Origin of the sequence: Mesorhizobium sp. B2-4-14, from assembly GCF_006442155.1 — a bacterium.
Taxonomy (GTDB): domain Bacteria; phylum Pseudomonadota; class Alphaproteobacteria; order Rhizobiales; family Rhizobiaceae; genus Mesorhizobium.
The window spans coordinates 337,385-362,263 of the sequence record NZ_VFVA01000001.1 but is presented as its reverse complement, the minus strand read 5'-3'; the positions used below and the strand labels follow the sequence as shown (position 1 = coordinate 362,263).

Below are 24,879 nucleotides of genomic sequence, written 5' to 3'. Positions count from 1 at the left end.
ACGCGTATCTTGTGGCGATGCTGGGTGCGGCCTGCATCGCCGGTCTGCCGGCCATGGCGGCGCAAACGAAGGGCGACAAGGCAACTTCGGCTGCAAATGCCGCCGCCAGTGCGCCGCAACTGCCTGGCGGCGCGTCGGCCTTGTCTGAAACCCATGGCGACTGGACGGTCAATTGCCAGGTATCGGGCACTGCCAAGGTATGCAGCCTGTCGCATCAGCAGTTCAACAAGCAGAGCAACCAGCGTCTGCTGGCGATCGAGCTGTCGAGCAAGAGCGGCGACGACGCGAGCGAAACCCTTGCCCTGCCGTTTGGCCTCGCGCTCGCCAAGGGTGTCACCCTGACCGTCGACAACCAGAAACTCGATGGCAGCCTGCCGTTTAACACCTGTCAGGTGGTCGGCTGCCTCGTGCCGGTGGCATTCGATGCCAACGTCACGCCGCTGCTCAAGTCGGGCACGACCCTCAAGATCGACACTTTCGCGGCCGACACGGGACAGCAGGTGAGCTTTTCCATTCCGCTCAACGGCTTCGGGGGCGCGCTCGCCCGCACGGCGGAGCTTTTTGGCTAACTGACGGGGAGAGGGTCTCCGGACCGGCGAAGCTGAGGCATCGCCTTGCCGCCGTCGAGCGGCAGGCGGTGCGTGCGTCGCGCGCCTTGGTTAGACGACGATCGTTTTGAGGCGCTCGGCGATCAGGGTGGCGAGCCGTGCCGCCACCTCGTCCTTGGTCATTTCGGGCCACTCTTCGACGCCGGTCTTCGAGACGATCCGGACCCGGTTGCGATCGCCGCCCATGACGCCTGAAGGGCCGATGCCGCTTTCGTGCGAGACGTCGTTGGCGACGATAAAATCGGCGCCTTTCTTCTTCAGCTTGGCCTCGGCATTGCGCAAAAGGTCCTGCGTCTCGGCGGCGAAGCCCACGACCAGGCCGGGTCGCTGCTTGTGGTGGCCGACCCCGGCAAGGATGTCGGGGTTCTCCACCATACGAAGCACCGGTGGCCCTTCGCCCGCCACCTTCTTGATCTTTTCGCCGGCGGAATTTTCGGAGCGCCAGTCGGCAACGGCAGCGACGAAGACCGCGGCGTCGGCAGGCAAAAGCTGTTCCACAGCATCGCGCATCCCTTGCGCGCGCTCGACGTGAATGGTCTTCACGCCGGCCGGATCGGCAATGGCGACCGGGCCGGAGACCAGTCGCACATCGGCGCCCAATCTTGCCAGTGCCGCCGCGATGGCGTGGCCCTGCTTGCCGGACGAACGGTTGGCGATGTAGCGCACCGGGTCGATCGGCTCATGCGTCGGGCCGGAAGTGACGATGATTTTCTTGCCAGCCAAAGGTTTCGGACTGAGATCGAGCAGCGCCTCGATCGCGGCGACGATCTCCAGCGGTTCGGCCATGCGGCCTTCGCCCGCCTCATTGCTCTCAGCCATCTCGCCTTTGGCAGGGCCGACAAAGGCAACGCCGTCCTTGGCCAGCGTGGCGCGGTTGCGCCGCGTCGCAGGATGCGCCCACATCCTCGGGTTCATGGCCGGTGCCATCAGCACCGGTTTGTCGGTGGCGATCAGCACGGTGGATGCGAGGTCGTTGGCGTGGCCATTGGCAAGCTTGGCCATCAGGTCGGCGGTCGCAGGCGCCACCACCAGCAGGTCGGCCTCGCGTGACAGCCTGATGTGGCCGACATCATGCTCGTCATTGCGGTCGAACAGTTCGGTGAAGACATGATCTGCCGAAAGCGCGCCGACCGACAGCGTGGTGACGAACTCCCGCGCGGCTGACGTCATCACCACCCGCACCGCGGCACCGCGCTCGCGCAGCCGCCGGATCAGGTCCAGCGCCTTGTAGGCTGCAATGCCGCCGCCGATGATCAGCAGGATGCGCTTGCCGGAGAGACTGCCGCGGGCAGAAATCCTGGCTGCCGTTGCGATGGCCGGGGCCGTCGAGCCCTGTGAGGCGGCCAGGTCGTGCAGGGCTTTCTCAATCTGGTCGAGGCGACCGGTCGGCAGGGCCTGCCCGTCAACCGCGGCCCGGATCATGACTCGTGCCTGCTCTTCCATGGAACGGTCGTTTTCCGCCGCCAGTCGGCGCAGCAGTTCCTTGACCTCATCGCCGAGGTTGCGAATGGTGATGCTTGCCATGTGATTGCGCTCTGCTCATCTTCCGATAGCAATGATAGCAATGCAATCATATCGCAGCAAGCTACGGACAGTGCTGACGCGGCGGAGCTAAATCAGCTTCCAGGCAATATAGACCAGTGTCAGCGCGATTACCCACAGCGCGACGCGGCCCGAACGGCTGTACCGGGCCTCGGCCTTGCCGATGGCGCGGGCGGTGGTTTCGTCGAAGCGCAGCCCGTGCTCGGCCATCAGATCGATCTCTCGCGACAGCCGATCAGTGCGCGCCGCAAGCTCCGGCGCCTGGCGGGCGAGCGTCAGCAGCGCCTTGGCGCCATCACGCGCATCGATCATCATGCCGCGCGGGCCGAGATTCCCGGCGATCCAGCCGCTGACCACCGGCTCGGCCGTCTTCCACATGTTGAAGACCGGATCGAGCGTACGCGCCACGCCCTCGACCACCACCATGGTCTTCTGCAGCAGGATCAGTTCCGGTCTTGTCGCCATGTCGAAGAGTTCGGTCACCTCGAACAGCAGCGTCAAAAGCTTGGCCATCGAAATGGTCTCGGCCGGCTGGCCGTGGATCGGCTCGCCGATGGCGCGGATCGCCTGCGCGAAGGCCGCGACATTGTGCTGGCGCGGCACATAGCCGGCCTCGAAATGCACCTCGGCGACGCGCAGATAGTCGCGCGTGATGAAGCCGTAGAGGATCTCGGCGAGGAAGCGGCGCTCCTTCTTGCCGAGCCTGCCGGCAATGCCGAGATCGACGGCGACGATGGTGCCATTCGCTTCGACGAACAGATTGCCGGGATGCATGTCGGCATGGAAGAAGCCGTCGCGCAGCGTATGGCGCAGGAACGACTGGACGAGATTGGCGGCGATCGCCTTCAGGTCGTGGCCGGCGGCTTCGAGGCCGGCGATGTTGTTCATCTTGACGCCTTCGACCCATTCCATGGTCAACACGTCGCGGCCGGTGCGTTCCCAGTCGACATAGGGTACGCGAAAACCGGGATCATCCCTGGTGTTTTCGCCAAGTTCGGAGAGTGCCGCGGCTTCGAGGCGCAGGTCCATCTCGATCTTGGTGGTTTGCGCCAGCGTCTCGGTGACCTGAACCGGCCGCAGCCGGCGTGACGAGGGGATGTACCTTTCCTGCAGGCGGGCGGCGAGGAAATAGCTTTCCAAGTCGTGAAAAAAGCGGCGGCGCACACCCGGCCGGATCACCTTCACCGCCACCTTGCTGGCAGCACCTTCGTGGAGGGTTTCGGCGGCGTGGACCTGGGCGATGGAAGCGGCGGCGACCGGGTCGCCGAATTGCGCGTAGAGATCGGCCACCTTGCGCCCGAGCGACGCTTCGATGGCCGCGATCGCCTCGGCCCTCGGGAAGGTGTGCATCTTGTCTTGCAGCATGGCAAGATCGAGCGCCATGTCATTGCCGACGACGTCGGGCCGCGTCGCCAGGAACTGGCCAAGCTTCACATAGGACGGGCCGAGCCGGACCACGGCCTTGGCCAGCCGGTCGCTGCGCTGATAGGCGAGTGCGCGGCGACGGGTGAACAGCCGCGCCAGCCGCCAGCCGAATTTCGGCAGGCCGGACAACTCCTCGCCGGGCAAGGCGGCGACGACGCCCTCGCGCACCAGCACCCAGCCGGCCCGCATGAGCCGAAATCCTGCGCTGACCGTGCTCATGGCTGCGCTCGCCCCGCCGATCCGTTGAACCGGCACTGAGCGCATCGAGCGGGGTAGATATGCGACGGCCTCAAAGCTTCCAGCCCGAATGCAGGGCCGCTATGCCGCCGGAATAGTTGCGGAAGGAAACACGCTCGAAGCCAGCGCGGGAAATCATTGCCGCGAAGTTCGGCTGGTTGGGGAATTTCGCGATCGATTCGACCAGGTAGGAATAGGGCTCGCCGTCGCCGGTGACCATCTTGCCGATCCTGGGAATGGCGTTGAACGACCAGGCTTCGTAAGCCTTGTCGAGCAGCGGCATCTCGACCTCGGAAAATTCCAGGCACAGGAACCGGCCGCCAGGCTTCAGCACGCGGAACGCTTCGCCGAGGGCGACATCGATGCGCGGCACGTTGCGGATGCCGAAAGCAATGGTGTAGGCGTCGAACGTGGCATCCGCGAAGGGCAGTTCCTCGGCATTGGCCTCGACGAAATCGGTGTTGCCGGACAGGCCTTTCTTCTCGGCCCGGTCGCGGCCGACGGCGAGCATCGAACCGTTGATGTCGAGCACGGTGGCATGAGCGTGGCCGTGGCTGGTATCGACGATGCGGAAGGCAATGTCGCCGGTGCCGCCGGCAACGTCGAGCACGCGCCAGCCCGCCCGCTTGGGCGGATTGAGCCAAGTGACCATGGCATCCTTCCACAGCCGGTGCAGGCCACCCGACATAAGATCGTTCATCAGGTCGTAGCGGTTGGCGACCTTGTGGAAAACATCGTTGACCAGGGACTGCTTCTCGCTTTCCCCTACACGCTTGAAACCATAAGAGGTTTCCATGCCGCCGGCGGCCGTGGTTCTCTCACCAGACATTTTTTTGATCCGTCATAAAACCGGCGGGACCATAGCCGATCGATGGTGCGGGCGCTATTGTTTAAGGCGCGGTGTTCAGCCGCGCTTCCAGGTGGCGGTTTTCAAGACCTGGACTGACCGACGGGATGTTTGAATGCCATTGAAAGCGGAACTGCACTGCCACATTGAAGGGGCAGCGGCGCCCGAACTCGTCATCCGCCAGGCGCAGAAATACGGCAAGGATACCTCGCCCTATATCCAGAACGGTTCCTTCGTCTGGCACGATTTCACCTCCTTTCTCGCCGCCTATGATTTCTCCTCCGATCTGTTCCGGACCGAGGAGGACTATGCGCGGCTGGCCGACCATTATCTGACCAGCCTCGCCCGCGACGGGGCGATCTATTCCGAGGTCTTCACCTCGCCCGACCATGCGATCAAAGCCGGGCTGTCGCCCAAGGCCTATACCGACGCGCTCGGCGAAGGCATGCTGCGCGCCAAGGCCAAGACCGGCATAGAGGGCCGCATGATCGTCACGGGCGTGCGCCATGTTGGCGTCGAGTCGATCGAACAGGCAGCGCGTTTCGCGGCGCGCTGCGGGCATCCGCTGGTCACCGGCTTCGGCGTCGCCGGCGATGAGCGGATAGGCGACATGGAAGACTATGTCAGGGCTTTCGAGATCGCTCGCGAAGCCGGGCTCGGCATAACCGTCCATGCCGGCGAACTGACAGGCTGGGAAACCGTACAGGCCGCGCTCGACCACATCCGCCCCTCCCGCATCGGCCATGGCGTGCGCGCCATCGAGAACCCGGAGCTTGTCCGGCGCATCGCCGATGAGGGCGTCGTGCTGGAATGCTGCCCCGGTTCCAACATCGCGCTCAAGGTGTTCGACAGTTTCGCCGACCATCCGTTTCCCGCCCTGCGGGCCGCCGGCTGCAAGGTGACGCTCAATTCCGACGACCCGCCCTATTTCTGGACCTCGCTGAAGCGCGAATACGATATCGCCGCCGAGCATTTTTCAATGAGCGAAAAGGCGCTGGCGGCGGTCACCAGAACCGCTATCGAAGCGGCCTTCGTCGACAGGAAGACCAAGGCGATGCTGCTGGGCCGGTTGGACGCGAAGGTGCGGTGATCGCGATAGTGAGTAGTCAGTACTCAGTAGTGGGCAGTTTGGCCGTGCACGCATCGAGCGGTTGAAGGCCGGCGCTTTCCTCAGGCGGGGACTCGCAAATCGGCTCACTATTCACTACTCACTATTCAACCACCCACCGCGAACCACCACGTCGGAGCACATCATGAAGGGCGTCACCGTCGTCGATCATCCGCTTGTCCAGCACAAGCTGACCATCATGCGCAAGAAGGAGACCTCGACGGCCGGCTTCAGGCGGCTGCTGCGCGAGATATCGCTGCTGCTCGGCTACGAGGTCACCCGCAACCTTGAACTGACCACCACCACCATCGAGACCCCGATCGAGGAGATGGAAGCGCCGACGCTGGAGGGCAAGAAGCTGGTCTTTGCCTCGGTGCTGCGCGCCGGCAACGGCTTGCTGGAAGGCCTGCTCGACCTGGTGCCCGCGGCTCGCGTCGCCCATATCGGTCTCTACCGCGACCACGAGACGCTGGAAGCGGTCGAGTATTTCTTCAAGGCGCCGAGCGATCTCGCCGACCGGCTGGTGATCGTCGTCGATCCGATGCTGGCGACCGCCAATTCGGCGATCGCGGCGATCGACAAGTTGAAGGGGCGCGGCGCCACCAACATCCGCTTCCTGTGCCTGCTGGCGGCGCCCGAAGGCATCGAGCGTTTCACCAAGGCGCATCCGGACGTCCCGGTCTTCACCGCCTCCATCGACCGCCAGCTCAATGAGAAGGGCTATATCATGCCTGGGCTCGGCGACGCCGGCGACCGTATGTACGGGACGAAATAGCAGCTGTCGAAGCGGTTCAGCGTTCGATTGAATCGTTGACCCGCTTTTGTCTTTGATTTCTCAATTCCGGACGGAAAACCGCTGTGCCCTTTTCCTGGAATTGCTCAAAGCCGCAACCAGGTTTACCGATTGTTTACGCAAGGATGCGGTTTCGGAGAGCGTTAAAGCGCCAAACACCATATCCGGACTAAGGATCAGCCCTCAAAGGTTGACCCATGCTGCGAACACTTCTCATTCTTGGTGCGTCCGCCGGAATAGCCGCATCCATCCCGATGATCTATCAGTCAAATCCCCAGCTTATCGAGGGATTGCTGAGATCGGCGATTACCGCCAAGCCGGCCACGGAGACCCAGCCGGACCTGAAGCTGGCGGCGATGCCGGACAAGCCGGCTGCAGCGCAACCGCTGGGCCGCAAGTTCGTGGTCGAGGCGGACGCGCGCGGACACTTCACCTCGCAGTTCAAGCTCAACGGTCGTCAGGTCGACGGCATGATCGATACCGGTGCGACGCTGGTTGCCATCAACACCTCGACGGCCCGCAGGATCGGCCTGTCGCTGAGCCCTTCCGATTTCACGCGCCAGGTCAACACCGCCAACGGCACGATCAAGGCTGCCGTGGTCACGGTCGATCGGCTGCAGATCGGCGCCATCCAGGTGGAAGACGTCCAAGCGGTCGTGCTCGACGACAAGGCGCTTCAAACCAATCTCATAGGCATGAGTTTCCTCACGCGGCTCCAGAAGTACCAGGTCGAAAACGGCTCCCTGCTCCTCGTCCAGTAGTTAACCGCGAGGCAGGATCCGCCGGATGACGGTTTTGTCCGCCGGCGGTTTCGAAGCGCCGATCGCATAGGCCGAAAGCACGGCCGCTGCTGCCGCCTCGGCATCGGACGGGGAGCGGGCATGGATCAGCGCCAGCGCATCTCCGGCTTGTACTTCCGCGCCAATGGGCAGCAGCCTGGTGATGCCGACGGTGGGATCGATCCTGTCGTCGGGCCGGGTGCGCCCGCCGCCCAGACCAACCACCGCAAGGCCGATATCGCGGGCGGCTATGCTTGTGACGAAACCCTGCGTCGTCGCCTTGACCGCGAATTCCGTTGCCGCCTCCGGCAAATATTTTTCCGGCCTCTCGATGAAATCCGCGGGGCCGCCGAGCACCGTCACCATGCGGGCGAAGGTGGCGGCGGCGCGCCCGCTGGCGAGCGTCTCGGTGGCGCGCCGCATGCCATCCTGGTTGGACGACACCAGTCCCGCCGACTGCAGCATTTCGGCCGCCAGCGCCAGGGTCACGTCCTCCAGTCGCCGGTCGCGAAGACGGCCGGTCAGGAAGTCGACGGCGTTGCGCACCTCGACGGCGTTGCCGGCAGCCGAGGCCAGTGGCTCGTTCATGCCGGTGATCAGGGCGGACACTTTCAGCCCGGCGCCGCTGGCGACCTCGACCAGACTGTTGGCGAGCGCGGTCGCATCACGCGACTTCTCCATGAAGGCGCCATTGCCGACCTTGACGTCGAGCACCAGAGAGCCCAGGCCGGCGGCGAGCTTCTTCGAGAGGATCGAGGCGGTGATCAGCGGCACCGATTCCACAGTGGCGGTCACGTCGCGGATCGCGTAGAGTCGGCGGTCGGCAGGCGCGAGGTCGGCGGTCTGGCCGATGATGGCACAGCCCGTTTCCAGTACCGCCTGGCGAAACAATGCAATGTCGGGCTGGCTGATATAGCCGGGGATCGCATCCATCTTGTCCAGCGTGCCGCCGGTATGGCCAAGGCCACGCCCCGAGATCATCGGGACGTAGGCGCCGCAGGCGGCGACGATCGGCGCCAGCATCAGCGAGACATTGTCGCCGACACCTCCGGTCGAATGCTTGTCGGTGACCGGGCCGGGCAGGTCCGACCAGTCGAGCACATCGCCGGAATCGCGCATGGCCAGTGTCAATGCCACGGCCTCGTCCCGGTTCATGCCGTTGAAGAACACCGCCATGGCAAAAGCCGCGGCCTGGCCATCGGTGACGGCACCTGACGTCACGCCGTCGATGAAGGCGGCGATTTCGCGAGCCGAGAGCCTCTGGCCGTCTCGCTTGTGGCGGATGATTTCCTGCGGAAGCATCAGTTCTCCAGGAGCCTATCGCGGAACACGCGCTGAAGAACCGTTGCCAGCCGTGACCCGCCAACCGGCGCCATGTCCTTGGTCTCCTGGTGCGAAAGTTCGGCTCCGGTCATGCCGGCGGCAAGGTTGGTGATGACCGAGCAGGCGGCGACCCGCAGCCCAAGGAAACGGGCCAGAATGACTTCCGGCACGGTCGACATGCCGACCGCGTTGGCGCCCATGATGCGCGCCATGCGGATTTCGGCCGGCGTTTCGAAACACGGCCCGGAAAACCACATATAGACGCCCTTGTGCAGAGCGGTGCCGGTCGCGTCCGCCGCGCGCTCGATCGCCTTGCGGATGCCGGCATCATAGGCTTCGGTCAGGCCGACGAAGCGGCGGTCGCTCGGCTCGCCGATCAGCGGGTTGGTGCCGGAGAAGTTGATGTGGTCCGTGATCAGCATGACGGAGCCCGGCGGCATGTCCGGATCGAGCGAGCCGGCGGCATTGGTGAGGATCAGTTTTGTGATGCCGATGCCGGCAAGCACTTCCAGCACCGGACGCATCGCAGCCGCGTTGCCGTGCTCGTAGTAGTGGGCGCGGCCGGACAGCATCAGCACCGGCGTGCCGGCAAACAGTCCCGCCACCACCTCGCCGGCATGGCCGCTGACGTCGCTCCTGGGAAAGCCGGGCAGGTCGGCATAGGAGACGCGGATCGGGTTCTCGATCCGGTCGACAAGGACGCCGAGGCCTGATCCCAGCACCAGCGCGGTCGATGGCGCCAGCCCGTCCAGCTTCTCGATGAGATGATCCAGCGCCTTTTCCGTCATTTCAGCCAGCCCGTGGTTCAGCAGATGCTTCATTTCAGCCAGCGCTTCACTTCAAAATGTCGCCGCGGAAGCCGTAGGGGAACATGTCGCCCATGGTCACGGTCTCGGCCACACCCGTGTCGTCGCAGAGATAGAGCTTGGTTTCAGGGCGGCAGAATTCGGCCAGCCGCTGGCGGCAGCCACCGCAAGGCGTGCATTTGGCTATGCGTTCGGCAAGGACGGCGATTTCGACGATCTTGCCGCCGCCGCCCATGATGTAGTGGCCAAGCGCGGTCGTCTCGGCGCACCAGCCCTCCGGATAGGAGGCGACCTCGACGTTGGCGCCGGTGAAGATGCGTCCGTCCTCGGTACGCAAGGCGGCGCCCACGGGAAACTTGGAATAGGGCGCGTAGGCCTTGGCCATGGCGGTCTTGGCCGCTTCGAACAGATCATGCGACATTCAGTTGTTCTCTCCCACGATCTCGTTCAAAAGCCGCCCGCCAGTGGATTCCGTCCGCTCAGCGCTCCTTGACATAGGGCACGCCGCCGGCGCGGGGCGGGATCGCCTTGCCGATGAAGCCGGCGAGCAGGACGACGGTGAGGATATAGGGCAGGGCTTGCATGAACTGCACCGGCACCTTGCCGATGATGGGCAGCGGCGAGCCCTGCAAGCGGATCGACAGCGCGTCGAGGAAGCCGAACAGAAGGCAGGCGAACATGGCGTTGACCGGCTTCCACTTGGCGAAGATCAGCGCGGCCAGCGCGATGTAGCCCTTGCCGGCGGTCATGTCCTTCACGAAGCCGCCATTCTGCACCATCGACAGATAGGCGCCGGCGACGCCGGTGAGGATGCCGGTGCAGATGAGCGCTCTGTAGCGCAGCCAGGCGACGGAAATGCCGGCGGTGTCGACGGCGGCGGGATTTTCGCCGACGGCGCGCAGCCTGAGGCCGAAGCGGGTGCGAAACAGCACCCACCAGGTGAAGGGCACCATAAGGAAGGCGAGGTAGACCAGCAGCGAATGACCGGAGATCAACTCCGCATAGATCGGGCCGATGATCGGCACATCCCTGACGGCATCGGCGCCAGGCCAGATGATCGCTTCGAACCGTTCGCCCGGCTGCAGCGCCGGCGTGCGCCCGCCCTGCTGGAACCAGGCCTGGCCGAGGATGATGGTCGATCCGGCGGCGATGAAATTGATCGCCACGCCCGAAACGATCTGGTTGCCGCGATGGGTGATCGAGGCGAAGCCGTGCACCATGGCAAAGGCGACCGAGATCAGGATGGCCATGCCGAGGCCGAGCAAGGCCGAGTGGAAGACCGACGCCGCGGCCGCGCCCGCGAATGCGCCAACCAGCATCTTGCCTTCGAGCCCTATGTCGAAGATGCCGGCGCGTTCCGAATAGAGGCCGGCAAGGCACGCCAGCAGCAGCGGAACCGAGAGGCGGATGGTCGAGTCCAATGTCTGGACGATCGCGTTGAACACGTCCATCTCAGGCGCCCTTTCCCTTGACCGCTTCCATGCCGACCGACCGTGGGCTGAACGAGGCGAACAGCGCCTGGATGTAAGGCCTGAACATATGTTCGAGTGCGCCGGCGAACAGGATGACCAATCCCTGGATGATGACGATCATGTCGCGGCTGATCGCCGGCATCTCGAAGGCGAGTTCGGCGCCGCCCTGATAGAGCATGCCGAACAGGATCGCCGCCAGCACGATGCCGACTGGGTGCAGGCGCCCCATCAGCGCCACGGCGATGCCGACGAAGCCGGCGCCGGAGACGAAGTCGATCGCGACATTGTGCTGGTCGCCCATCACCGGATTGAGCGCCATCATGCCGGCGAGCGCGCCTGAGATCATCATCGCGGTGATGATGATGCGGGTTTCCGAAATGCCGGCGTAGCGCGCCGCCTTCGGGCTGTGACCATAGGTGCGCATCTCATAGCCGAGCCTGGTGCGCCAGATCAGCAGCCAGACCAGGAAGGCCATGACCAAGGCCAGCAGGAAGGTGACGTTGAGCGGGGCCGAACGGATCTTGGCGCCGAACAGCTCGATGATCCAGTTGAGTTTGGGCAGTTCGGCTCCGGCAAGGAAGTTCCGGGTTTGCGGGGCTTGCGACCCGGCCGGCTTCAACGGCCCCACCAAAAGGTAGACCATGATCGAGGCGGCGATGAAGTTGAACATGATGGTGGTGATGACGATGTGCGAGCCACGCTTGGCCTGCAGATAGGCCGGGATCAGCGCCCACAAGGCGCCCACAAGCGCCGAAGCGACGATGGCCAGCGGGAATGTCAACCACCAGGGCAGCACGCTGTCGAAGGACAGGCAGACGATGGCGATGCCGAGACCGGCGATGTAGGCCTGCCCCTCGGTGCCGATGTTGAACAGGCCGCAATGCGCGGCCACCGCCACCGAGAGCCCGGTGAAGATGAAGGTGGTGGCATAGAAGAGGGTGAAGGCGATGCCTGTTCCCTTGCCGAAGGCGCCCTGGACCAGGATGATTGCGGCGCGGAACGGATTTTCGCCGACCAATAGCACGACGAAGCCGGCGACGATGAAAGCCACGGCCAGATTGATCAGCGGGATCAGCCCATAGTCGGCCCAGGCCGGCAATTTGGCGTAAGGCGTGCTCATGCGGCGGCCTCCTGCTCGACCCCGGCCATCAGCAGGCCGAGCTCGCCTTCGGTCGCTTCGGGGCCGCGTTCGCCGACGATGCGGCCGGCAAACATCACCAGGATGCGGTCGGAGAGCGAGCGGATTTCGTCGAGCTCGACCGACACCACCAGCACGGCCTTGCCCTGGTCGCGCATGGCGATCAGGCGCTTGTGAATGAATTCGATGGCGCCGACATCGACGCCGCGCGTCGGCTGGCCGACGATCAGCACGCCGGGATCCTGTTCCATCTCCCGCGCCAGCACGATCTTCTGCTGGTTGCCGCCTGAAAAATTGGCGGTCTTCAGGCGCGGATTGCCGGGACGGATATCGTATTTCTCGATCTTGTCCTTCGCATCGGCCATGATGGCGTCGACATTGAGGAATGGCCCTTTGAGATAGCGGGGGTCGTCGTGATAGCCGAGGATGGAGTTCTCGTTCTCCTCGAAGGCCAGCACCAGCCCGACATGATGGCGGTCCTCCGGCACATGCGCGAGGCCGCGGTCGCGCAATTCGCCGGGATCGGCCTTGCCCGTCAGGTCGATCGGCTTGTCGTCGAGCATGACCGAGCCTGAAACGGCATGCCTGATGCCGGAAATCGCCTCGAGCAGCTCGGATTGGCCGTTGCCGGCGACGCCGGCGATGCCGACGATCTCGCCGGCGCGCACGTCGAAGGAGATGTCGTCGACCATGGTGACGCCACGGGAATCCCTGACCGTCAGGTTCTTGACCGCGAGCTTGACGGCGCCGGCTTCCGCTTCGCCCTTTTCGACCCGCAGAAGCACACGGCGCCCGACCATCAGTTCGGCCAGTTCCTCGACGGTGGTTTTCTTCGTCTCCCGGGTTGCTACCATCGTGCCCTGGCGCATGACCGACACGGTGTCGGTGATGGCCATGATCTCGCGCAGCTTGTGGGTGATCAGAACCACCGTCTTGCCCTGTTCCTTCAACTGCTTGAGGATGCGGAACAGATGGTCGGCCTCGGCCGGCGTCAGCACGCCCGTTGGCTCGTCGAGGATCAGGATCTCGGCGCCGCGATAGAGCGCCTTGAGAATTTCGACACGCTGCTGCAGGCCGACCGGCAGTTCCTCGATGATCGCGTCGGGATCGACTTCCAGCCCGTATTCGCGCTCCAGCCGCTCCAGCTCGGAACGCGCCTTGGCGATGCTGCTCTTCAAGAGCGCATCGTTTTCGGCGCCGAGAATAATGTTCTCCAGCACCGAGAAATTGTCGACCAGCATGAAATGCTGGTGCACCATGCCGATACCGAGTGCGATCGCGTCGTTGGGCGTCTTGATCGACGCCGGCTTGCCGCCGACGCGGATCTCGCCGCTGTCGGCCTGGTAGAAGCCATAGAGGATCGACATCAGCGTCGACTTGCCGGCACCATTTTCACCGACGATGCCGTGGATGGTGCCGCGCGCGATCTCCAGATTGATGTCGCGGTTGGCGCGAACGGCGCCAAAACTCTTGTTGATGCCGATCAGTTCGATTGCGGCTTGCGCCATGCAGCCTGTCCCACTCTTATTTTTTTATCGCTTGGTCAAAATGCCTAGCATGACGCTCCGCCCATGCCAATTGGCCGAAGCAGCGTCCACTCTCGACAAATCCCTGCGCGCTTGTCAATTTCGAACGTGGCCGAAGCTCTCACATTCGCTAATATGGCGAAGCCGAATTGAAACCGCGGCGCAAACATCGCGGTACAAACTGGGGACTTTGCATGACCACGCCCGACGACCGGCTGACAACGCTGGAAATCCGCGCCGCCGAGCAGGAAAAGACCATCGAGGAACTGTCGGGCCAGATCGCGGAGCAGTGGACAGTGATCGAGCGCATGCAGCGCAAGCTCGACGCGCTGACCGAGCGTTTCTTGGCGCTCGAGGAGCAAGCGGGGTCAGACGTGCCGGTGACCAAACCGCCTCACTGGTAGAGTGGAGGGGAGCCATGGCCGGGGAGGGCGATCGCATCGCAAGGGCCGGCGACTATGTGCTCGGCTTGATGAACGATACCGAGCGCGAACGGGCCGAGCATGATCTCGAAATCGATCCTGCCTTCCGAGACGCCGTGGTGCGGATCGCCGAACGTATGCATCTCTTCGATCGCGGTCGGCCAGCGGAAGAAGCGGACCGCTGGAAGCTGATCACCACACGCATTGCCGAACTGCCGCAGATGCGCTCCGCCGGCCTGGACGACGTCAAGCCGGTGGTCCATGGCCTTGCCCGGAAGCCACATGGGTTCGGTGTGCATTGTCTTGGCGGCCGGTGCGGGATGATCATTGCCGCTGCGCTGATTGCTGTGTTCGTGTTCGGCTATCTGATGGGAAGATTATAGGCCAAGTCCACGCGACATCAGCAGCATCGTCTCGCCATCCTGCTCGAATGTCTCCACCCAAGTCCAGCCAAGAGCCGCGTAGAAGTCGCGCGCTTCCCAGGTGTAGAGATAAAGCGTCTCGACACCGACGGAGACCGCATGCGCTTCGATCGCATTGACCAGCGCCGTGCCAATCCCTTTGCCTCGATACGGGGTGTCGACGACAAGGCCCGCCAGCCAAGGCGTCAGATCGTGCGCCGGTTCCAACTCGTCGCGCACAAACAGGCAGGTGCCGACCGGCACACCGTCAATCCGGACAACCAGGGCCGCCTCGAACCCGTCGCCTGCAAGCAATTTTCGAAGTCCTGCCGCATCGTCTTCAAGCGTCCTTCCCGTGCCTTCGAAAAAGGCCGCGAGGCGCAGCCGCGCCACGGTCTCGATGTCGTGGTCCTGCATAGGTTCGATTGTCAGCTGCATCGCTCTCTCGAATGTCATTCCCTCCGGACGGATTGAAGCGTCGCCCCATCCAGCAAGAACAAACCGCCGGGCTTTCACCCGGCGGTCTGCAAAATCATGGCTGAAGAGCGCTGCCGATCAATAGGGGCAGGCGTTGTCGGCCGTGTAGTCGTGCACCTGGATCTTGCCGGCGATAATGTCGGCCTTGGCCTTTTCGACAGCAGCCTTCATCGCGTCGGTCACCAGCGCCTTGTTGTTGTCGTCCATGGCGTAGTCGACGCCGCCTTCCTTGAGGCCGAGGTTTTCGACGCCGCCCTTGAAAGTGCCGTTCTTGCCGTCCATGAAGGCGGTGTAGACTGCCACGTCGACGCGCTTCATCATCGAAGTCAGCACCTTGCCGGGCTGCAGGCCGTTCTGGTTGGAATCAACGCCGATGCCGAGCTTGCCGGCATCAGCCGCCGCCTGCAGCACGCCGACGCCGGTGCCGCCGGCCGCGGCGTAGACCACGTCGGAGCCCTGGTCGATCTGCGTCTTGGCGATTTCGCCGCCCTTGGCCGGATCGTTCCAGGCGGCCGGCGTGTCGCCGGTCATATTCTGGATCACTTCCGTCGCACCGGCCGCCTTGGCGCCACCGACATAGCCGCATTCGAATTTGCGGATCAGCGGGATGTCCATGCCGCCGACGAAGGAGACCTTCTTCGACTTCGAGGCCATCGCCGCCATGATGCCGACGAGGTAGGAGCCTTCGTTCTCCTTGAACACCAGCGAGCGGACATTGGGCAGGTCGACGGCATCGTCGATGATGGCGAAGTTGAGATCGGGATATTCGGCCGCGACCTTCTTCAGCGCATCCTCCCAGGCGAAGCCGGCCATGACGATCGGGTTGTGGCCGTCCTCGGCGAAGCGGCGCAGCGCCTGCTCGCGCTGCGAGGCATTGGACACCTCGAATTCGACATAGGGCGTGCCGGTCTCGGTCTTGAACTTCTCGGCGCCGTGATAGGCCGCTTCGTTGAACGATTTGTCGAACTTGCCGCCCAGATCATAGAGGATGGCCGGCTGGACATCCGCGGCAAAAGCCGGAAGAACCATTGCGGTTGCGGCCAGAAGGCCGAGAACGATACGTTTCATGTGATCCACACCCTGTCGGTTATTTTTTCCGTTACGCCCCGCCCGCCTGTCCGGTTCTGCGGCAGGCATGCGACGTCAGCCAGGAGTGTACTGACCTCCCGCTCGGCGGCAATCTGGCACGGCCCGAAACAAAATTCACGCGGAATTTTGACCCTTTGGAAAAGCGTGCCAAGGGCAAGCCGTGCCGGCAGTTTGGTCCTTGCGGATCAGTTGGCGGCGAACTGACCTGCACGCCGCTGCCGCTTGTAGCCGATGGCGTAGAGCAGGAAGGCCAGCACCGCGAACACGGCAAATCCCGGCTGGTTGAGCACCCAGGCAATGGCGCCATCCCACAGCAGTGGACTGGCTTTGGCGCGGACGAAGGTTTCGAAGGCCGCCCTTGTGTCCGGCGAGACGGCCAGCCAGCTGGCGTTGAGCGGGGTGAGCACAAGGGCCGAAGCCGCCACCGTGCGGGTGGTGTCGAGCACCGCCATGATGACGGAAACCGACAGCGCGACCATGGCAGCAAGACGAAAGATGAAACGAAACATCAAGGCTCTCCCCCGGCCGATCCTGGACGCTTTCCAGGAACCTTCGGCACGTGTCCCGAAACGAGAAATAGAATGGGGATGGCTTGCCCGCAACCGCGATACGCGAATTTGAAGGCTCGGGCTTCCTCTTCCTACGCCACCGGCCCTATGCGGCCGGCCGACGCCTATGCCGGTGAGCGAGCCAGACGGCGAGAATGCCGCCGGCGATGGCGCCGACCACCAGTCCGGCCAGGCCGATGAAGGCGGCGAAATAGCCGCAATCGCCCTCGAAGCAGCTTATCCCGGCGACATCGGCGATCACCGAACCGGCGAAGAAGCCGCCCCTTGCCTGTGCACATCATTCGGGTGCCGTCGTCTCAAATTCGGGTACGACGGCGGCTTTGCGAAACGCTGTGTGGTCGGCAAAGCGAATAGACTGCCGTTATGGCTTGGCATTCGGCGCGGGATCGACTAGATGAGCCCCGCGCCTGTTGCTTTGACGGCTCAGGTGCCGGGGAAGGATGCCCGTTGGTTGGACGGCATCCATGGCGCGGAAGCTCCGCGCCGCAGGCCCAAGGAGATGCATCTCCCCAACCCGCACGGCGAAACCGGCCGGCGCGAAGGCAAAGGACGGAGAGGTGGCCGAGTGGTTGAAGGCGCACGCCTGGAAAGTGTGTTTACGGGAAACCGTAACGCGGGTTCGAATCCCGCTCTCTCCGCCATTCTCACGACTGTGGCATTTACGCCGGCAAAATCAAATGGTTAGTGGAATTGGTTATTATAGCTTCGACCAACTACTTAGACCAATCTGGAGCAATCGCCGGGCCCGTCAGCCAACCTTTCGCCTGTCCTCGTATCACTCAAGCTCCTGCCACAGGTCTCCTCGCACAGCCTCACCGCCTTGCCTCGAATCCAAAGTTAACTCTTGGCACCTAAAAAGCACCAATGATCAAGGCTGCGGTCTTTTCAATTGGGTGCGTGATCGCATTAGGTCTTTGGATCAGCGGTCTAAGAGCTTGGTCTTCCAGCATCGCCTCTCAAAAAGCCCGTCGCCACAGAGACAGCGGTATAACCCTTTGGCTGGCATTATGTTCATGGGCCGCCATGATAGGCGTGCTGTTTGCTACAATTTATGTAATTAAATCAACTTAATTTGGTCGGTCGCTTACTTGGGAAGAGCTTCGCGGTGCGCGTAGTGGATTGAACCCGGGGGGCGACAGCCGCTCCTCGGTCAAACCGCTGGGTGTTCTCTGCTTATTTGGAAAGCAGGTCCCGGGCAAGAATGTGGTGGGAGCTTGGGACGTCCCGCCTACCCTACACCTCGGCCCGGGCGCCTAGCGAATTCTTCCTCGTGGCAAAAGACGTCCTTTCAGGTTGGGCAAAAGGGCCGAGTGCATGATTACCGAGCAGCGGGGTAGCCGGCTGATGTGTCACCAGAAGAAAGAGGGCGGGCATCTGATCAACCCGGACGCGCTCAGCTCGAATCGCAAGTTTGTTTTGCAGCGCGCGGGAACCGACCCGAGTCAGTACACGTTCTTCCGTTACGGTCACAACCTTGGTGAATGACCTACGGAGGATATTCAAATGAACATCAAAGTGCTCAGTATGGGCGCAATTGCGCTCGCAATGATGGGTAGTACTGCAATAGCTGCTTCTACGAGCGGCGGCACGTCAGCACTCGATGACCCGGCCAAGATGTCGCCGTTCTTCACCGATGCCGGCATGAAGTCAATGAAATCCGAAAAGGATTTCAAGACCGCGTGGACGGCCATGAAACCCGATGAGCGTAAGGCGGTGCTGAAAGACTGCGGCGATGCCGCTGTTAACAAGTCGCACGCAGAGTTCTGCGCGATGGCAAAGAAGATGGGTGGCTAACGTTTGACGTTTGCGGGAAGGCCCGGTTCGATCATCCAGAGTGTCAGTCCAGATGGACGAGCCGGGCTCGCGCCTCATTAGAGTCGCGACCGCGACACGCCCTGGCGATCATCCGCACCCAGTTCATGGTGCCGTCCGCTTTTTTTCCCCCAGCCAAGGCATTTGATGATCGCTCCTAAGGTCCATCATGCCCACAGGCCGAACCGCCGCTGCCGTACCTCATGGTGATGTTTGTCGCACCGACGGTAATAGCAGCCATCCGCGAGGAACTAGTGTTGTCGGACGTTGTTCGAGGAATTTCGGCACACCGGCGCGTAGAGCGTATCGAAGTACGTCTTCAGGTACGCCTTGAACTGCGTTAGCGTGGTGTACTTGGGGATGTTCGAGGTCGTACTGTCACCGATCCAAATCCTGTCAGCGTCAATCGCGTGGCTTTGAATTAGCGAGGATGCCAGCCTTGATATTGCCGACCTTGTTGTCGAGAAGCCCGGCGTCTCGCTGGGAAACAGTGCGGCAAAGCTTCGCCTGTTTGCGAAGCGCCAGACAGCCGAGAATGAGACAGCCGGGAATGCGGCGCAGCCCTGGATGATGGCGAATTTCAGAACACAATCGGCGGATCGCTCATAGCAACCGCAACATAGCCCTTCCATAAGGCGGGCACGCGTCTTGCCGTCACCCTTTCGGATGCGCGTGTCGGGGTGCCGGCCTGGGGCTCGCCGCTTCAGGTCCGTTCGCCGCTCGCGCGGCAAGGCGCAGCGCTCTCAGCCTGGCTGTCTTTTCCTCGCGGGCTGCCCGCTCTGCATCGATCAAGATCTGCGATTCACGCTTGGCGCGCTCGTCACGCTGGGTGTCGACTTTTGCACGAACCATGTGCCGCTACTCCGTCCTGGGAGGCACCGTTTTCGGAACAATCGCCGCCTCCATCGTCCTCAAGCCCCATGGTGCAGCGTTGCGGGGGGGGCGACGATTACAAATGATAATTGGGAAACGTTTGTCATCGGTGCTCGGGCTGAAAGCTGTCAGTCACACCACCTGGAAGAGACGACAAGCGATGCCTCGAAGATATGGCGTCCGCCCTCGTCGCGTACCTTGACGGGGATGGCCGTATGATCATTCTCGGTCATCTCGTCGCGGACGAGGTGGGATGCGGATCGCTTCTCGCCGCATGCGCTCGCGGGTTTCGAAGACCTGGCCGTCACCGTCCATCGTCAGCCCGTCGCTATTGTAGAGATCGAGATAGTATCTGGGCATGATGCGGCTGGACCTCAGGCTGACGGGTTTATGAGATTCGACCGACAATTCGCGGGCCGGGTGGTTGTTCCATCAGCGGGGGTGTTTGTCAGCGAATAAGCGCACTCTAACGGATGTTAATGCCCGCCATCGCCCGAACGCCCAGTGCTTGCCGCAAGGCGTGGTTGCGCGCCGCAACCCACCAGATCCAAATCGAAACGCCGGTTCGCTGACGGCGACGAGGCGGCAAAACCTTTATGAAATTCCTATTTCTTTCCGCCTCGCGCCGTCTCGAACCTTTATGGCGATCGGGCCCATATTCCCTTGAGAAAAACGTCGGACGTGGCCGCCACTTGAAGTGCGGCGCACTGTTTCGACGTGGGTGCCGAGCTGGCCAGGCTAGGGCGAAGTAGAAAAGTGGAAGCAAGGAACAAGAACAATGGACATCGTTTTTCTGGGGATGGGGATTTTGTTTTTTGCCCTGTCCTTTGCCTACGTCAGAGCCTGCGATGGAATTTGAGCTGAAGGACCGGACCATGCTTTTCGATTACATCCTCGGTGGCGGCGTGACGGTGTTCCTGCTCGCCTACCTGACCTACGCGCTCGTTCGTCCAGAACGCTTCTGAAGGCACGGAAAGCCACAGCCATGACACTGAACGGTTGGATACAGATCCTGGTCTTTTGCGGGATCATCGTTTTGCTTGTGAAGCCGCTTGGCTTCTATATGCACCGCGTCTTCAACGGTGAGCGCACGCCGCTTTCACCCATCTTCGGCCCGCTGGAGCGCGGGCTCTACCGCATTTGCGGAACCAGCGAGCGAGAAGAACAACACTGGGCCGCCTATGCGGTGGCCCTGCTGCTCTTCAATCTTGCCGGCTTCCTGGTGCTCTATCTCCTGCAGCGCCTGCAAGGCAGCCTGCCCTACAACCCCGCAGGCATGAGCGCGGTGGGCCCGGCGCTTGCGTTCAACACGGCCGCCAGCTTCGTAACCAACACCAACTGGCAGAACTACGGCGGCGAAAGCACGATGTCCTATCTCGTGCAGATGGCCGGCCTGACGGTCCAGAATTTCGTTTCGGCGGCAACCGGCGTCGCGATCGCGATCGCGCTGATCCGAGGCTTCGCCCGCGCCTCCGGCAGATCCATCGGCAACTTCTGGGTCGATATGACCCGATGCATCCTCTACGTGCTCTTGCCGCTCTGCATCGTGCTGACGCTGGTTTATGTCTGGCTCGGCATGCCGCAGACGCTTGGGCCCTATGTCGACGCCACCACGCTGGAGGGCGCCAAGCAGACGATCGCGCTTGGGCCGGTCGCTTCGCAGGTGGCCATCAAGATGCTTGGCACCAATGGTGGCGGTTTCTTCAACGCCAATGCGGCGCATCCGTTCGAAAATCCCGACGCGATTTCCAACCTGATCCAGATGGTGACGATCTTCGCGCTCGGCGCTGCTCTCACCAACGTCTTCGGCCGCATGGTCGGCAACCGGCGGCAGGGCTGGGCGATCCTGGCGTCGATGGGCGTTCTGTTCACCGCCGGCGTCGCCGTCTGTTACTGGGCGGAAGCCGCGGGCAATCCGCTGGTGCACGCGCTGGGCATTGACGGCGGCAATATGGAAGGCAAGGAGACCCGCTTCGGCATCGCGCTGTCGGCGCTGTTCGCGGTCATCACCACGGCCGCGTCCTGTGGCGCCGTCAATGCCATGCACGACAGTTTCACCGCACTCGGCGGCATGGTCCCGATCATCAACATGCAGCTCGGCGAAGTCATCGTCGGCGGCGTCGGTGCCGGTTTCTACGGCATCCTGATGTTCATCCTGATCGCGGTCTTCGTCGCCGGGCTGATGGTGGGACGCACGCCCGAATATCTCGGCAAGAAGATCGAGGCCAAGGAGGTCAAGATGGCGATGCTGGCGATCCTGTGCCTGCCGCTGGCGATGCTCGTCTTCACCGCCGCCGCGGTGATCCTGCCGAGTGCCGTCGCGTCCATCGCCAATGGCGGCCCGCATGGTTTCTCCGAAATGCTCTACGCCTACACGTCGGCGGCCGCCAACAACGGCTCGGCCTTCGCCGGCCTCAGCGGCAACACGCCCTGGTACAACGTCACGCTCGGCATCGGCATGCTGATGGGCCGTTTCCTGGTCATCGTCCCGGCGCTCGCCATCGCGGGTTCGTTGGCGGCGAAGAAAACCGTGCCGGCCTCGGCCGGCACCTTCCCCACCGACAGTCCGCTGTTCGTCGGGCTGCTGGTCGGCGTCATCGTCATCGTCGGCGGCCTGACCTTCTTCCCGGCGCTCGCCGTCGGCCCGATCGTCGAGCATCTGGCGATGATCCACGGGCAGACCTTCTGAGGCGGACATGTCCATGTTCAACATCAGACGTCCGAATGGCCGGCATCGGCCCGACGGTGAAGGTGAAAGGGGCGGCAAGCCTCCTCCCTTTCCGACGATGTCGACGTTCCTCGGACTTGCCATCGTCATGATCGCCCTTTGGTTGCTGGCCTACGGGCTTCCGCATCTTCTTCAGGCGCCCGATCGGTCGGTGCCGACCAACAACAGCGAAGCTGGAGCTTCAAGATGAGACACTCAAAATCCGCGAGCATCATGGATGCACGCATCCTGTGGCCCGCCATCGGCGGCGCCTTCCGCAAGCTCGATCCACGCACGCTGGCCCGCAATCCGGTGATGTTCGTCGTCGCGGTGGTCACGGCGCTGACATCAGTGCTGTTCGTCAAGGATCTCCTCACCGGCGGTGGCGATCCGCGCTTTACGCTGCAGATCATCATCTGGCTGTGGTTCACGGTGCTCTTCGCCAATTTCGCCGAAGCCGTCGCCGAGGGGCGCGGCAAGGCGCAGGCGGATTCGCTGCGCAAGGCGCGCACCGAGATGCAGGCCAAGCTGCTGACCGGCGAGGACCGCACCAAGTTCCAGACGGTGCCCGGCACCAGCTTGAAGGTCGGCGACGCCGTGCTGGTCGAAGCGGGCGACATCATCCCATCCGACGGCGAGGTGATCGAAGGCGTCGCCTCGGTCAACGAGGCGGCGATCACGGGCGAATCCGCGCCGGTGATCCGCGAATCCGGCGGCGACCGCTCGGCGGTCACCGGCGGCACCCAGGTGCTGTCCGACTGGATCCGCGTCCGCATCACCGCCGCCGCCGGACACACATTCCTTGACCGCATGATTTCGCTTGTCGAGGGCGCCGAGCGCCAGAAGACGCCGAACGAGATCGCGCTCAACATCCTGCTCGTCGGCATGACGCTGATCTTCGTGCTGGCCACGGCGACCATACCGAGTTTTGCTTCCTATTCGGGCGGCTATATTTCGGTCACCGTACTTGTCGCTTTGTTCGTGACCCTGATCCCGACCACGATCGGCGCGCTGCTGTCGGCCATCGGCATCGCCGGCATGGACCGGCTGGTGCGCTTCAACGTGCTGGCCATGTCGGGCCGCGCCGTGGAAGCGGCGGGCGATGTCGACACGCTGTTGCTCGACAAGACCGGCACCATCACGCTCGGCAACCGCCAGGCGACCGAGTTCCGTCCGGTCAAGGGCGTCACCGAGCAGGAACTGGCCGACGCGGCGCAGCTTGCCTCGCTCGCCGACGAAACGCCGGAGGGCCGCTCGATCGTCGTGCTGGCCAAGGAGAAATACGCCATCCGTGCCCGCGACATGGCGACGCTGCACGCGACCTTCGTGCCGTTCACCGCGCAGACCCGCATGAGCGGTGTCGACATTGACGGCTCCTCGGTGCGCAAGGGCGCGGTCGATTCCGTGCTCGCCCATGTCAACCGGTCGACCGTCGCTGCCCGTGGCGCGCGCCCCAGCAGCGACACCGTGCGCGACCTGCAGGCGATTGCCGACGAGGTCGCAAAATCCGGCGGCACGCCGCTGGCGGTCGAGCGGGACGGGCGCCTGCTCGGCATCGTTCACCTCAAGGATATCGTCAAGGGCGGCATCCGCGAGCGTTTCGCCGAGCTGCGCAAGATGGGCATCCGCACGGTGATGATCACCGGCGACAACCCGATGACGGCGGCGGCCATCGCGGCGGAAGCCGGCGTCGACGATTTCCTTGCCCAGGCGACGCCCGAGGACAAGCTGAAGCTGATCCGCGACGAGCAGGCCAGGGGCAAACTGGTCGCCATGTGCGGCGACGGCACCAATGATGCGCCGGCGCTCGCCCAAGCCGATGTCGGGGTCGCCATGAACACCGGCACGGTCGCCGCTCGCGAGGCCGGCAACATGGTCGATCTCGACAGCGACCCGACCAAGCTGATCGAGATCGTCGAGATCGGCAAGGCGCTGCTGATGACGCGCGGCTCGCTGACCACTTTCTCCATCGCCAACGATGTGGCCAAATACTTCGCCATCATCCCGGCCATGTTCGCCGTCTTCTACGTCGCGCCTGGCCAAACCGCCGGCCCGCTGCAAGCGCTCAACATCATGCATCTGGCGACACCGCAGAGCGCCATCCTGTCGGCCATCATCTTCAACGCGCTGATCATCATCGTTCTGATCCCGCTGTCGCTGCGCGGCGTCAAATACAGGGCGATCGGCGCCGGTGCGCTGCTCAGCCGCAACCTTCTCGTCTATGGCCTTGGCGGCATCGTCGTACCGTTCGTCGGCATCAAGATAATCGACCTGGCCGTCACGGCCCTTGGCCTCGCATAAGGACAATTCCGATGCTCAAGCAAATCAGACCCGCGATCGTCATGATCGTTTTCTTAACCGTGCTGACCGGCCTGGTCTATCCGCTGGGTATGACCGGAATCGCGCAGGCGCTGTTCCCGAAGCAGGCCAATGGCAGCCTGATCGAAAAGGATGGCAAGGTGATCGGCTCCGAACTGATCGGCCAGGCATTCGCCAGCGACAAGTATTTCCATGGCAGGCTTTCGGCCGCCGGCAATGGCTATGACGCCAGCGCCTCCGGCGGCTCCAATCTCGGCCCGACCAATCCCAAGCTGATCGAGCGCATCAAGGGCGATGCCGGGAAGCTGAAGGCGGAAAACCCGAACGCGCCGGTGCCGATGGATCTCGTCACGACGTCCGGCAGCGGCCTCGACCCGCAGATCAGCCCGGAGGCCGCCTATTTCCAGGTTCCCCGCGTGGCCAAGGCCAGGGGCATCGACGAAGCCAAGGTCAAGGCGCTCGTCGACGGCCGGGTCGAGAGCCGGGAACTCGGTTTCATGGGAGAGCCTGTGGTCAACGTGCTGGCGCTCAACATGGCGCTGGACGCCGCGAAATAGTTGATGGCAGGTGCAGGGATCGACAGCATCCCCGGCGCCATTCATGATC

27 protein-coding genes and 1 tRNA gene are annotated in these 24,879 nt (G+C 63.1%); 14 read left to right on the top strand and 14 right to left on the bottom strand.

The annotated features are described in order from the left end of the window. On the top strand, window positions 1-569 hold a 569-nt coding region (locus tag FJ938_RS01740; RefSeq protein ID WP_246673129.1), incomplete at its 5' end, for an invasion associated locus B family protein. Window positions 570-659: 90 nt separating this feature from the next. Here the strand turns inward: FJ938_RS01740 and coaBC are convergent. From coaBC to ubiE, 3 genes are all read right to left on the bottom strand, one after another. Beyond that, entirely contained in the window at window positions 660-2,132 is a 1,473-nt protein-coding gene (gene coaBC, locus FJ938_RS01735) for a bifunctional phosphopantothenoylcysteine decarboxylase/phosphopantothenate--cysteine ligase CoaBC (protein WP_210241954.1), read from the bottom strand. Window positions 2,133-2,219: 87 nt separating this feature from the next. Then, window positions 2,220-3,794 carry a 2-polyprenylphenol 6-hydroxylase gene (gene ubiB / locus FJ938_RS01730; RefSeq protein WP_140609572.1) on the bottom strand — a complete coding sequence of 525 codons (1,575 nt, stop codon included), beginning with the start codon at window positions 3,792-3,794 and terminating at the stop codon, window positions 2,220-2,222. A gap of 70 nt (window positions 3,795-3,864) precedes the next feature. Further along, window positions 3,865-4,641 carry a bifunctional demethylmenaquinone methyltransferase/2-methoxy-6-polyprenyl-1,4-benzoquinol methylase UbiE gene (gene ubiE, locus FJ938_RS01725; RefSeq protein WP_140609574.1) on the bottom strand — a complete coding sequence of 259 codons (777 nt, stop codon included), beginning with the start codon at window positions 4,639-4,641 and terminating at the stop codon, window positions 3,865-3,867. Window positions 4,642-4,774: 133 nt separating this feature from the next. Between ubiE and FJ938_RS01720 the strand changes: the two genes are divergently transcribed. The 3 genes from FJ938_RS01720 (at window position 4,775) to FJ938_RS01710 (ending at window position 7,321) form a co-directional block, all read left to right on the top strand. After that, entirely contained in the window at window positions 4,775-5,749 is a 975-nt protein-coding gene (locus FJ938_RS01720) for an adenosine deaminase (protein WP_140609576.1), read from the top strand. A gap of 163 nt (window positions 5,750-5,912) precedes the next feature. Beyond that, the gene (gene upp, locus FJ938_RS01715) at window positions 5,913-6,542 is read left to right on the top strand and encodes a uracil phosphoribosyltransferase (protein WP_095199484.1); all 630 of its coding nucleotides are present in this window, start codon (window positions 5,913-5,915) and stop codon (window positions 6,540-6,542) included. Between the two features lie 215 nt (window positions 6,543-6,757). Beyond that, a complete protein-coding gene (locus FJ938_RS01710) occupies window positions 6,758-7,321 on the top strand; it encodes a TIGR02281 family clan AA aspartic protease (RefSeq protein ID WP_140609578.1) in 564 nt (187 codons plus the stop codon). On the opposite strand, the gene deoA is transcribed toward FJ938_RS01710, so the two are convergent. From deoA to FJ938_RS01680, 6 genes are read right to left on the bottom strand one after another with little or no spacing between them, the layout of a single operon-like run. Beyond that, window positions 7,322-8,641 carry a thymidine phosphorylase gene (gene deoA / locus FJ938_RS01705; RefSeq protein ID WP_140609580.1) on the bottom strand — a complete coding sequence of 440 codons (1,320 nt, stop codon included), beginning with the start codon at window positions 8,639-8,641 and terminating at the stop codon, window positions 7,322-7,324. Then, window positions 8,641-9,450 (bottom strand): purine-nucleoside phosphorylase, encoded by an 810-nt coding sequence (locus FJ938_RS01700; RefSeq protein ID WP_140690638.1) that lies wholly within the window; start codon window positions 9,448-9,450, stop codon window positions 8,641-8,643. Before FJ938_RS01700 ends, deoA begins: the two co-directional genes overlap by 1 nt. A 46-nt stretch (window positions 9,451-9,496) precedes the next feature. After that, window positions 9,497-9,889: a cytidine deaminase gene (gene cdd / locus FJ938_RS01695; protein ID WP_140690614.1), complete on the bottom strand. Its 393-nt coding sequence runs from the start codon at window positions 9,887-9,889 to the stop codon at window positions 9,497-9,499. Between the two features lie 58 nt (window positions 9,890-9,947). After that, the gene (locus FJ938_RS01690; RefSeq protein ID WP_140609586.1) at window positions 9,948-10,919 is read right to left on the bottom strand and encodes an ABC transporter permease; all 972 of its coding nucleotides are present in this window, start codon (window positions 10,917-10,919) and stop codon (window positions 9,948-9,950) included. Between the two features lies 1 nt (window position 10,920). Further along, the gene (locus tag FJ938_RS01685; RefSeq protein WP_140690612.1) at window positions 10,921-12,060 is read right to left on the bottom strand and encodes an ABC transporter permease; all 1,140 of its coding nucleotides are present in this window, start codon (window positions 12,058-12,060) and stop codon (window positions 10,921-10,923) included. Next, window positions 12,057-13,586, bottom strand: a complete 1,530-nt coding sequence (locus tag FJ938_RS01680; protein ID WP_140690610.1) for an ABC transporter ATP-binding protein — start codon at window positions 13,584-13,586, stop codon at window positions 12,057-12,059. The genes FJ938_RS01685 and FJ938_RS01680 overlap by 4 nt, the downstream gene beginning before the upstream one ends. Before the next feature lie 212 nt (window positions 13,587-13,798). Between FJ938_RS01680 and FJ938_RS01675 the strand changes: the two genes are divergently transcribed. Next, on the top strand, window positions 13,799-14,008 hold the full coding sequence (locus FJ938_RS01675) for a SlyX family protein (protein WP_140690608.1): 210 nt from the start codon (window positions 13,799-13,801) through the stop codon (window positions 14,006-14,008). Between the two features lie 14 nt (window positions 14,009-14,022). Continuing rightward, window positions 14,023-14,409, top strand: coding sequence for a hypothetical protein (locus tag FJ938_RS01670; protein ID WP_140690605.1), 387 nt, complete (start codon window positions 14,023-14,025; stop codon window positions 14,407-14,409). On the opposite strand, the gene FJ938_RS01665 is transcribed toward FJ938_RS01670, so the two are convergent. The 4 genes from FJ938_RS01665 to FJ938_RS29295 all read right to left on the bottom strand — a co-directional run bounded on the left by FJ938_RS01665 (window position 14,404) and on the right by FJ938_RS29295 (window position 16,803). Next, window positions 14,404-14,865, bottom strand: a complete 462-nt coding sequence (locus FJ938_RS01665; RefSeq protein ID WP_140690603.1) for a GNAT family N-acetyltransferase — start codon at window positions 14,863-14,865, stop codon at window positions 14,404-14,406. The genes FJ938_RS01670 and FJ938_RS01665 overlap by 6 nt on opposite strands. A gap of 117 nt (window positions 14,866-14,982) precedes the next feature. Next, window positions 14,983-15,972 carry a BMP family ABC transporter substrate-binding protein gene (locus tag FJ938_RS01660; RefSeq protein ID WP_140609598.1) on the bottom strand — a complete coding sequence of 330 codons (990 nt, stop codon included), beginning with the start codon at window positions 15,970-15,972 and terminating at the stop codon, window positions 14,983-14,985. A gap of 206 nt (window positions 15,973-16,178) precedes the next feature. Further along, the gene (locus FJ938_RS01655; RefSeq protein ID WP_140609600.1) at window positions 16,179-16,502 is read right to left on the bottom strand and encodes a hypothetical protein; all 324 of its coding nucleotides are present in this window, start codon (window positions 16,500-16,502) and stop codon (window positions 16,179-16,181) included. Window positions 16,503-16,647: 145 nt separating this feature from the next. Continuing rightward, a complete protein-coding gene (locus FJ938_RS29295) occupies window positions 16,648-16,803 on the bottom strand; it encodes a hypothetical protein (protein ID WP_181168739.1) in 156 nt (51 codons plus the stop codon). Window positions 16,804-17,113: 310 nt separating this feature from the next. On the opposite strand from FJ938_RS29295, the gene FJ938_RS01650 reads away from it, so the two are divergent. The 3 genes from FJ938_RS01650 to FJ938_RS01645 all read left to right on the top strand — a co-directional run bounded on the left by FJ938_RS01650 (window position 17,114) and on the right by FJ938_RS01645 (window position 18,356). Continuing rightward, window positions 17,114-17,203: transfer RNA gene (locus FJ938_RS01650), tRNA-Ser, on the top strand. A gap of 673 nt (window positions 17,204-17,876) precedes the next feature. After that, window positions 17,877-18,047, top strand: a complete 171-nt coding sequence (locus FJ938_RS29290; protein ID WP_181168979.1) for a hypothetical protein — start codon at window positions 17,877-17,879, stop codon at window positions 18,045-18,047. 18 nt (window positions 18,048-18,065) lie between these two features. Continuing rightward, complete coding sequence (locus FJ938_RS01645) at window positions 18,066-18,356, top strand: hypothetical protein (protein ID WP_140609602.1); 291 nt, start codon at window positions 18,066-18,068, stop codon at window positions 18,354-18,356. A 672-nt stretch (window positions 18,357-19,028) separates the two neighbouring features. On the opposite strand, the gene FJ938_RS01640 is transcribed toward FJ938_RS01645, so the two are convergent. Continuing rightward, entirely contained in the window at window positions 19,029-19,226 is a 198-nt protein-coding gene (locus FJ938_RS01640) for a hypothetical protein (protein WP_140609604.1), read from the bottom strand. Window positions 19,227-20,122: 896 nt separating this feature from the next. Between FJ938_RS01640 and kdpF the strand changes: the two genes are divergently transcribed. The 5 genes from kdpF to kdpC are packed head-to-tail and all read left to right on the top strand — an operon-like array spanning window position 20,123 to window position 24,830. Beyond that, entirely contained in the window at window positions 20,123-20,212 is a 90-nt protein-coding gene (gene kdpF / locus FJ938_RS01630; RefSeq protein WP_140609606.1) for a K(+)-transporting ATPase subunit F, read from the top strand. A 20-nt stretch (window positions 20,213-20,232) separates the two neighbouring features. Then, a complete protein-coding gene (gene kdpA, locus FJ938_RS01625) occupies window positions 20,233-21,936 on the top strand; it encodes a potassium-transporting ATPase subunit KdpA (protein WP_140690601.1) in 1,704 nt (567 codons plus the stop codon). A 7-nt stretch (window positions 21,937-21,943) separates the two neighbouring features. Beyond that, window positions 21,944-22,165 (top strand): hypothetical protein, encoded by a 222-nt coding sequence (locus tag FJ938_RS01620; RefSeq protein WP_140609610.1) that lies wholly within the window; start codon window positions 21,944-21,946, stop codon window positions 22,163-22,165. Then, entirely contained in the window at window positions 22,162-24,255 is a 2,094-nt protein-coding gene (kdpB, locus tag FJ938_RS01615) for a potassium-transporting ATPase subunit KdpB (RefSeq protein WP_140690599.1), read from the top strand. Before FJ938_RS01620 ends, kdpB begins: the two co-directional genes overlap by 4 nt. 11 nt (window positions 24,256-24,266) lie before the next feature. Then, a complete protein-coding gene (gene kdpC / locus FJ938_RS01610; RefSeq protein ID WP_140690597.1) occupies window positions 24,267-24,830 on the top strand; it encodes a potassium-transporting ATPase subunit KdpC in 564 nt (187 codons plus the stop codon). The last annotated feature ends 49 nt before the right edge of the window (window positions 24,831-24,879 follow it).